1 protein-coding gene is annotated in these 255 nt (G+C 56.1%); it reads left to right on the top strand.

Annotation, left to right across the window (positions count from 1 at the left end):
* Position 1: 1 nt before the first annotated feature.
* On the top strand, positions 2-255 hold a 254-nt coding region (locus tag K6M89_RS30790; RefSeq protein WP_222141877.1), incomplete at its 3' end, for a DUF269 domain-containing protein.

Here is a 255-nt window from a genome sequence, read left to right as displayed (position 1 = left end):
ATTGACACGAAGTACGAATGGCCCTGCTGTCAACGAAGATGGGGATCTCGCCACCCCTTTTCTCAGATGCCTGATAAGGCTCATCCGCGCTCAGGATGCCCATGGGGCGTGGGAAGGCAAATCGGACGCTGACCTGCTGGCCGACTTCATCCTCACCAAGGAGCAGCGCCGTAAGATCCCGATCATAGGCGATCCGGATCCTGATGTGCTGTGGAGGCTACAGAATTTTTACAGTTGCGTGGGGCTTGTGATCGA

Source organism: Rhizobium croatiense, from assembly GCF_019793465.1.
GTDB classification, from domain to species: Bacteria; Pseudomonadota; Alphaproteobacteria; order Rhizobiales; family Rhizobiaceae; genus Rhizobium; species Rhizobium croatiense.
This window is presented reverse-complemented; position numbering and strand designations above follow the sequence as displayed.